The 8,043-nt window shown below is 69.5% G+C and carries 9 protein-coding genes and 1 pseudogene; 6 read left to right on the forward strand and 4 right to left on the reverse strand.

The features are described 5' to 3' along the window. The first annotated feature begins 47 nt into the window (after window positions 1-47). Genes B1790_RS14510 through B1790_RS14525 form a run of 4 tightly spaced genes read left to right on the forward strand, consistent with a single transcriptional unit; the run spans window position 48 to window position 3,851 of the window. Entirely contained in the window at window positions 48-986 is a 939-nt protein-coding gene (locus tag B1790_RS14510; protein ID WP_079923936.1) for a TauD/TfdA family dioxygenase, read from the forward strand. Window positions 987-990: 4 nt separating this feature from the next. Beyond that, window positions 991-2,100: a precorrin-3B synthase gene (gene cobG / locus B1790_RS14515; RefSeq protein WP_079923947.1), complete on the forward strand. Its 1,110-nt coding sequence runs from the start codon at window positions 991-993 to the stop codon at window positions 2,098-2,100. 9 nt (window positions 2,101-2,109) lie between these two features. Then, window positions 2,110-2,736: a precorrin-8X methylmutase gene (locus tag B1790_RS14520; protein ID WP_079923937.1), complete on the forward strand. Its 627-nt coding sequence runs from the start codon at window positions 2,110-2,112 to the stop codon at window positions 2,734-2,736. A gap of 35 nt (window positions 2,737-2,771) precedes the next feature. Then, window positions 2,772-3,851, forward strand: coding sequence for a phosphotransferase family protein (locus B1790_RS14525; RefSeq protein WP_079923938.1), 1,080 nt, complete (start codon window positions 2,772-2,774; stop codon window positions 3,849-3,851). Here the strand turns inward: B1790_RS14525 and B1790_RS14530 are convergent. Genes B1790_RS14530 through B1790_RS14545 form a run of 4 tightly spaced genes read right to left on the reverse strand, consistent with a single transcriptional unit; the run spans window position 3,838 to window position 7,239 of the window. Further along, window positions 3,838-4,560 (reverse strand): cobalt-precorrin-6A reductase, encoded by a 723-nt coding sequence (locus B1790_RS14530; protein ID WP_079923939.1) that lies wholly within the window; start codon window positions 4,558-4,560, stop codon window positions 3,838-3,840. The two genes, B1790_RS14525 and B1790_RS14530, sit on opposite strands and share 14 nt — an antisense overlap. Beyond that, window positions 4,560-5,315 carry a precorrin-4 C(11)-methyltransferase gene (gene cobM, locus B1790_RS14535; protein ID WP_079923948.1) on the reverse strand — a complete coding sequence of 252 codons (756 nt, stop codon included), beginning with the start codon at window positions 5,313-5,315 and terminating at the stop codon, window positions 4,560-4,562. The genes B1790_RS14530 and cobM overlap by 1 nt, the downstream gene beginning before the upstream one ends. Next, window positions 5,312-6,490, reverse strand: a complete 1,179-nt coding sequence (cbiE, locus tag B1790_RS14540) for a precorrin-6y C5,15-methyltransferase (decarboxylating) subunit CbiE (protein WP_079923940.1) — start codon at window positions 6,488-6,490, stop codon at window positions 5,312-5,314. Before cbiE ends, cobM begins: the two co-directional genes overlap by 4 nt. Next, a complete protein-coding gene (locus B1790_RS14545) occupies window positions 6,487-7,239 on the reverse strand; it encodes an SDR family NAD(P)-dependent oxidoreductase (RefSeq protein ID WP_079923941.1) in 753 nt (250 codons plus the stop codon). The genes cbiE and B1790_RS14545 overlap by 4 nt, the downstream gene beginning before the upstream one ends. A gap of 10 nt (window positions 7,240-7,249) precedes the next feature. On the opposite strand from B1790_RS14545, the gene B1790_RS14550 reads away from it, so the two are divergent. Then, the gene (locus tag B1790_RS14550) at window positions 7,250-7,690 is read left to right on the forward strand and encodes a F420-dependent biliverdin reductase (RefSeq protein ID WP_369832349.1); all 441 of its coding nucleotides are present in this window, start codon (window positions 7,250-7,252) and stop codon (window positions 7,688-7,690) included. Window positions 7,691-7,831: 141 nt separating this feature from the next. Next, window positions 7,832-8,043: pseudogene (locus B1790_RS34685) on the forward strand (HNH endonuclease); the annotation flags it as partial.

Below are 8,043 nucleotides of genomic sequence, written 5' to 3' on the forward strand. Positions count from 1 at the left end.
GTAGCCGAACGCTGGGCAGTACGGATTTGCCATGCGGCAATGGATTCATGGCCAACTCTCCCGTGATCGTGAAACTCGGCGCGAACATCGGCGCCCGAATCGACGGCGTGCGGCTCGGTGGGGATCTCCCGTCGTCGACCGTCGAGGCGATCAACGACGCACTCCTCGAGCACAAGGTGATCTTCTTCCGCGATCAGGAGCACCTCGACGACGAGAGCCAACTCGACTTCGCCAGGACCCTCGGCACACCCACCATCGCGCACCCCACGGTGACGTCGCGAGGCGCCGACGTGCTGCCCGTCGACTCGCGCTACGACAAGGCGAACTCCTGGCACACCGACGTCACCTTCGTCGACCGCATCCCGAAGGCGTCGCTGCTGCGGGCGATCGCATTGCCGGAGTACGGCGGCACCACCTCGTGGGCGTCCACCGAGGCCGCCTACGACCAGCTGCCCGCGCCGCTGGCCGCCCTCGCCGAGAACCTGTGGGCGAGCCACACCAACGACTACGACTACGTCAAGGACTTCGGGGAGGACTTCTCCGCGGATGAAGCCCACCGCGACACCGTCCGTCAGTACCGCGAGGAGTTCGTCTCCGAGCACTTCGAGACCGAGCACCCGGTGGTCCGCGTTCACCCCGAGACGGGACGACGGGTGCTGCTACTCGGCCACTTCGTCAAGAGGTTCGTCGGGCTCGGCTCGGGCGAGTCGACGACCCTTCTGCAACTGTTCCAGACCCGGGTGACCAAGCTGGAGAACACCATTCGGTGGAACTGGAGCCCGGGCGACCTGGCCATCTGGGACAACAGGGCGACCCAGCACTACGCGGTGTCCGACTACGACGACCAATACCGTCGCCTGAGCCGGGTCACCCTGGCCGGCGACGTCCCGGTCGACGTGCACGGCACGCCAAGCCGCGTCGTCGCCGGCGACGCGTCGCACTACTCGGATGTCGTGGCGCCTGCCCGCCTGGTCGCCGTACCGTAGGAGGATGGCCAGAACCCGCGACGACGACGCATGCCCCGGCGCGCTTGCCGTACATCAGGCCGCCGACGGCGCGCTGGCAAGGGTCCGCCTGCCCGGCGGCATGATCGAGGCGCCCCAGCTCGAGGCGCTGGCGCTCGCCGCCGCCCGGTTCGGCTCGCCGGCAATGGAACTGACCTCGCGCGGCAACCTGCAGATCCGCGGCATCACCGACGCCGAGGGGCTGGCCGACGCGATCGCCGACGCCGGCCTGTTGCCCTCGCCCACCCACGAACGCGTGCGCAACGTCGTCGCGTCGCCGTTGGCGGGTCGGCAGGGCGGCAACGCCGACGTCCGCGGCCTGGTCCGTGGTCTCGACGCCGCGATCCAGGCCAACGCTCGACTGGCACGCCTACCGGGGCGCTTCATGTTCGCCCTTGACGACGGCCGCGGCGACGTGTCCGGACTCGGAGCCGACGTCGGCCTGCACTTCCTCGACGAGGACACTGCCGCACTGCTGGTGGCAGGGGTCGACACCGGAGTGCGCACCGGCGACGGTGTGCCGCTGCTGGTTCAGGTGGCCGAGCGGTTCGCCGACATCCGCGGGACCGCCTGGCGGACAACCGAACTCGACGACACGTCGCCCCTTCTCGAGGGCCTGACGCCGACCGCGGAACCCGGGGCGGCGTGGCCGCCGGTCGCCCGTCCTACGGTCGGCTGGATCCAACAGGACGACGGACTGGTCACGCTTGGCGCAGCCGTTCCCCTCGGCGTGCTGAAGACCAGGGTCGCCGAGTACCTGGCGGCGGTCGGGTCCCCGATGGTGATCACGCCGTGGCGCTCGGTGCTCGTCTTCGATCTCGACGAGGAGATCGCCGACACCGCCCTGCGCGTACTCGCCCCATTGGGGCTGGTCTTCGACGACGCGTCACCGTGGCTCGACGTCAGCGCGTGCACCGGCAGTCCCGGCTGTGCGCACTCCGCGGCCGACGTCCGTCGCGACGCCGCGGCGGCCGTGCACGACGGCACCGGCGGCTCGCACCGACACTTCGTGGGGTGCGAGCGTGCCTGCGGCAGCCCCCCGACCGGCGAGGTTCTGGTCGCCACCGCGGGTGGCTACGAACCGCGCCACCCGTAGGGTGATCGGGTGCTGGACTACACCCGCGACGCCGCCGAAATCTACCGCCAATCGTTCGCGATGATCCGCGACGAGGCTGATCTGGCACGGTTTCCCGACGACGTGTCTCGCGTGGTGGTCCGGCTGATCCACACTTGCGGCCAGGTCGACGTCGCAGAACACGTGGCCTTCACACCGGGGGTAGCCGACGCCGCACATCGCGCCTTGGCCGCGGGAGCGCCGGTGCTGTGCGACTCCTCGATGGTGGCCGCCGGCATCACCCGATCCTGCCTGCCCGCCGACAACGAGGTGGTCTCGCTCGTCGCCGATCCGAGGGCGGCCGACCTCGCCGCCAAGATGGGCAGCACGCGCTCCGCGGCGGGCGTCGACCTGTGGGCCGACCGGCTCGGCGGCGCGGTGGTGGCCATCGGCAACGCGCCAACCGCGTTGTTCCGCCTGCTCGAACTGCTCGACGAGGGCGCACCCGTGCCCGCCGCCGTCCTCGGTGGTCCCGTCGGCTTCGTCGGGTCGGCGCAGTCCAAGGACGAGCTGGTCGACCGCCCACGCGGGATGGACTACCTCGTCGTCACCGGGCGGCGGGGCGGCAGTGCGATGGCCGCGGCCGCAGTCAACGCCGTCGCCACCGAGCGGGAGTAGACAAGTGTCCAGCGGGCCGATTAGGGTCCGGCCCCATGACTGTGCGCTTCCCGCCGGCCCCCTCGATCCCGCGCGGACCGACGGACGTGACGCCACAGTGGGTCGAATCCGTGCTCGCAACCGAGGTCCGATCGGTGGACGTCACACCGATCGGGACCGGACAGACCGGCGCCACCTACCGCCTTGCGGTGGAGTACGCGGCTGAACAGTCGGGATTGCCCGCCACGTTCGCGCTCAAGCTCTCCTCCCAAGACGACGCCGTACGCGAGCGGGTGGCCCTCGGCTACCGCTCCGAACACGCCTTCTACACCGACGTCGCCGACGTCGTGCGGGTGCCCATCCCCCGGCACTTCCACTGCGAAATATCCGACGACGGCGGGGATTTCGTGCTCCTGCTGGCCGATATGGCCCCCGCGGTTCAGGGTGACCAGATCGCCGGCTGCACGGCCGACGAGGCAGAGCTGGCCGTCCGCGCACTGGCAGGGCTACACGGCCCAACGTGGTGTGACCCCAAGTGGTCCGACTTTCAAGGCCTGGTCATGTCGACGGCCACCGAAGACGCCATGAAGGGGCTCGGCGACGTCGCCGTGATGGCCTCCCAGATGACCCTCGACCGACTGGGTTCGCGGATGACGGCCGAGGATCGCGAGTTGATCACCGAGGCCATGTCGGTAGTGACGCCGTGGCTGATGGCCGACCGTGATCGCTTCGCACTGATGCACGGCGACTACCGCCTCGACAACCTGTTGTTCACACCCGACCGCAGTCACGTCACCGTGGTCGACTGGCAGACGTTGGGAGTCGGTCTGCCCGCCCGCGACCTGGCCTACTTCACCGGCACCAGCCTGACGCCCGAGACCCGCTCGACCGTGGACCGGGACCTCGTCGCCGCGTACTTCGCGGAGTTGTCCGGTTACGGGACGGCCGATTACGACTTCGACTCCTGCTGGCGCGACTACCGCATCGGCATGCTGCAGGTGCCGTTCCTGTCGGTGCTCGGCTGCGCGTTCTCGATCTCGACCGAGCGCGGCGACGACATGATGCTGGTGATGATGGAACGCGGCTGCCAGGCCATCCGTGATCTTGGCAGCCTGGATCTAATCAGAGCGCTCTGACCCACGCCGCGGCGTCGACCACGGTTGACACCGCCCGCACGTCGTCGGGCAACCCCGGCCGCTGCACCATGATCACGGGAATGCCGAGATCCTCGGCGGCGGTGACCTTGTCCCGCGTCATGTCGCCACCGCTGTTCTTCGTGACCAGTGCGTCGATCCGATGCTCCTCCAACAGCTTTCGCTCGTCGGCGTAGCGGTACGGGCCGCGAGAGAGCAGCAGGTGGTGGCGCGGCGGCAACTCCACGTCGTCCGGGGCGGTGACCGCCCTGATCAGGAACCATGCGTCGACGCCAGCGAATGCGGCACTGCCAGAACGGCCGGTGGTGAGGAAGACCCGCGCATGGTGGTTCCGGGCCACCACGCTCGCGGCCTCGACGTCCGACCCGACGACGATGGCGTCGCCAGGCGGCCACGCGGGTCGGGCCAGGACGACGTGCGGCAGTTTCTCCTCGCGGCAGGCTAGTGCCGCGTTGGCGGTGATGCGGGCGGCGAACGGATGGGTGGCGTCGACGACGGCGTCGACCCGCTCGTCGCGCAACCAGCGGCGCAACCCGTCGACTCCCCCGAACCCCCCGATCCGGACCGCTCCGACCGGCAATGCGGGATCCGGTACGCGGCCGGCGAGCGAACTGACCACCGTCACATCGGGATTCAACTCCGCGGCCAGCGCCCGCGCCTCGGCCGTGCCGCCGAGCAACAGCACGCGCATCAGTGTCGGCTCCCGCGACGCCGCCCCGACGAGTAGAGATAGCTGTCGGAGAAGCCGTCGGCCGTCAACACGTCGCCCACCACGATGACGGCGGTGCGCGTGACGCCGGCGGCATGGACCCGTTCGGCCAGCTCGCCCAGGCTGCACCGCAGGACCGTTTCCTGCGGCCACGACGCGAATGCGACTACTGCACACGGTGTTTCGGAGGTATAGCCGCCGACGAGTAGCTCGGGGACGATCGCGTCGATCTGCGCGGCCGCCAGGTGCAGCACCAACGTGGCACCGGGTTGCGACAGCGTCCGCAGGTCCTCCCCCGGCGGCATCGCCGACGACAGGGTGGCGACCCGGGTCAACGTCACGGTCTGGGCGACGCCGGGCACGGTCAACTCGCGCCCCAGCGCGGCGGCCGCGGCGGCGAAGGCGGGCACCCCCGGAACGACCTCGTAGTCGACGCCGGCCGCGTCCAGTCGGCGGCACTGTTCTGCCAACGCGCTGTAGATGGACGGGTCGCCCGAGTGCAGGCGAGCGACGTCCAGCCCCGCGGCGTGTGCGTCGGTGAGCTCGCCGATGATCTGGTCCAGCGTCAGCGGTCCCGTGTCGACGACCCTGGCGTCGGGCGGGCATAGCGCCAAGAGATCGTCGGGCATGATCGAGCCTGCGTAGAGGCACACCGGGCACCGCTTGAGCAGGCGTTCCCCGCGGACGGTGATCAGATCGGCCGCGCCAGGGCCGGCGCCGATGAAGTAGACGGTCATCGCTTGGCCACCACCCACTGAGTGACGGGCATCGCGCCGCGCCATCCGGTGAAGCCGCCGACGGGCTCACCGTGATAGTGCTGATAGCGCCGCAGCGTGCCGCCCATTCGCGAATACCATTGGGCGACAATTGCTTCGGACTCCACGGTGACCACGTTGGCAACCAGCCGACCACCGACGGGGAGGTGGTCGAAACAGCCCTCGAGCACGCCGGGTCGGGTGATGCCGCCACCGACGAAGACGGCCGCGGGCTCAGGCGCTCCGTCGAAGTGCTCAGGGGCCGGCCCACGGACGTCCACCGCGGCGCCGAACGCGATCGCGTTGGTCTCGATCCTCGCCCGCCGGACGGCGTCGCGTTCGAATGCCACCGCGGTACAACCGGATGCACTGCGGCACCACTCCACGGCGATGCTCCCGGAACCGGACCCGACGTCCCACAGCAACTCGCCGGGGCGCGGGCCGAGTGCGGCGAGCGTCACCGCCCGGACCGACTGCTTGGTCAGCTGACCGTCGTGGGCGAAGACGTCGTCGGGCAGCGCATGGGCGACCCGCCCGTCGGGCAGGTACCGCACCGCCATCACGTTGAGTTTGTCGACGTCGTGCGGCGGGCGGCCCGCCCACTCCCGCGCGGTGGCCGACCGGCGGCGTTCCCGAGGACCGCCGAGCTGCTCGAGGATGGTCAATTCCGAGTCGCCGCGGCCGGTTTCGGCGAGGAGTCGCGCCAGCGTCGCCGGGCTGTCGGCGTCTCGCGACAACACCACCGCCTGACCGCCGCGGCGCACGGCGGTGTGCACCCGCGCGGTGACGAGGCTGATGATCTCGGTGTCCTGCACGGCCCAGCCGACCCTGGCGCATGCCAGCGTCACCGACGACACGTGCGGCAGGACCGCGACCCGGTCCGGCCCGAACATCTTGATGAGCGTGTTGCCAATTCCGTGCAGCAGCGGGTCGCCACTGGCGATGACGTGTACGTCGCCGTCGACTTCGTCGACGAGAGCACGTAGCGCGGGCAGCAGCGGCGACGGCCACGCCCGCCGTAGCGCCGACACGGAGTCGTCGAGCAGATCCAACTGCCTAGGCGAACCGTAAATGGTTGTTGCTCTCGTTAATTCAACCCTGGACGCGGTGGGTAACCCCGACATCCCGTCAGCCCCGATACCCACGACGACGATCATCGGGGCAACCTACGCCACATTGCCCGTGGCATCAGCTTCAGGGCCAGGACGAGAACCCCCAGCGACCGCGGCACCCAGATTTCGGTGCGTCCCTTGACGAGCGCCCCTGCCACCGCGTCGGCCACCTGCGTCGGGGTGCTGGACAGCGGGGCCGGCGACATGCCCTCGGTCATGCGGCCGATGACGAAGCCGGGCCGAACGAGCAACAGCCGAACGCCCGAGCCGTGCAAGGCGTCGGTGAGTCCGCGGGCGAATGCGTCGAGGCCCGACTTGGCCGAGCCGTAGACGTAGTTGGCACGCCGAGGGCGGGCACCTGCGACCGACGAGAAGACCACCATCGCACCGCTACCCGCTGTCCGCATGGTCGCCGCCAACACCGTCAGCAGGCTGACCTGAGCGGTGTAGTCGGTGTGCACGATCGCGGCGGCGTGGGCGGGGTCCGCTTCGGCGCGGGCTTGGTCCCCGAGAATTCCGAAGGCCACCACCGCGGTGGCGATGGGGCCGAAGTCGGCGACGATTGACTCGACGAGCGGCGCGTGCGAGGCGAGCACGTCGGCGTCGAACTCCCTGACGTGGACCGCCGCGGCTCCCGCCGCCGTCACGGCCGCGACTTCGTCGGCAAGGCGGTCGGCATCGCGTGCCGCCAGCACCACCGTCGCACCGTCGGCCAACCGAGTCGCGAGTTCGATCCCAATCTCGCTGCGTCCACCAAAAATGACTACCAGGCGGTTGTCCGCCGTGTCCTCCATGGTTGCGATTATGTCCTGCGCTAGGTTGGACTCGATGGCGAAGGCAACTACACGGCTGACCAACGACGCGTTGGCGTTCCTCACCGAACGGCACCTCGCCATGTTGACCACGCTGCGAGCCGACAATTCGCCGCACGTGGTCGCCGTCGGATTCACGTTCGATCCCAAGACACACGTGGCTCGAGTCATCACGACCGGCGGCTCACAGAAGGCCGTGAACGCCGACCAGCGCGGTGTCGCCGTGCTCAGCCAGGTGGACGGCGCACGGTGGCTGTCACTGGAGGGCAGTTCGACGGTGAGCGCCGAACCGGAGGCAGTGCGCGACGCCGAACTGCGATACGCCCAGCGCTACCGCACGCCGCGGGTCAACCCCCGGCGCGTGGTTATCGAGGTGAGGATCGAGCGGGTGCTCGGATCGTCGGACCTCCTGGATCGCAGCCAGGACGACTGATCCTCGCGGATTAGCATGTGGCACTGACATTTCGGTGTTCCTCGGCGGACGTTATGCACAGTTGGCGATTCATCCACATTCTTGAGGCAGGCAGCTAGTCTCCGCCTTCTTCGTCGGCCTCGGTCGGATAAATTCGAATGCATGTTCGACTCGCTGGTTTCCGCTACGACCGCCACCTCGGGTGCCGGTGCGGTGGAGTCGTGGTCGCGGGTGGAGTCCGCCGCCTGCGCCCGCAAGGTGGCGGCGATGGCCGCCATGTTCGACGCCGCCCATGCCGCCGACGGGTCCGGTGAGCGGGATCTGTGGTGCACCGATACCTGGGATGCCGTCTCAGCCCACATCGGGGCCGCTCA

Origin of the sequence: Mycobacterium sp. AT1, assembly GCF_002043095.1 — a bacterium.
GTDB lineage: Bacteria > Actinomycetota > Actinomycetes > Mycobacteriales > Mycobacteriaceae > Mycobacterium.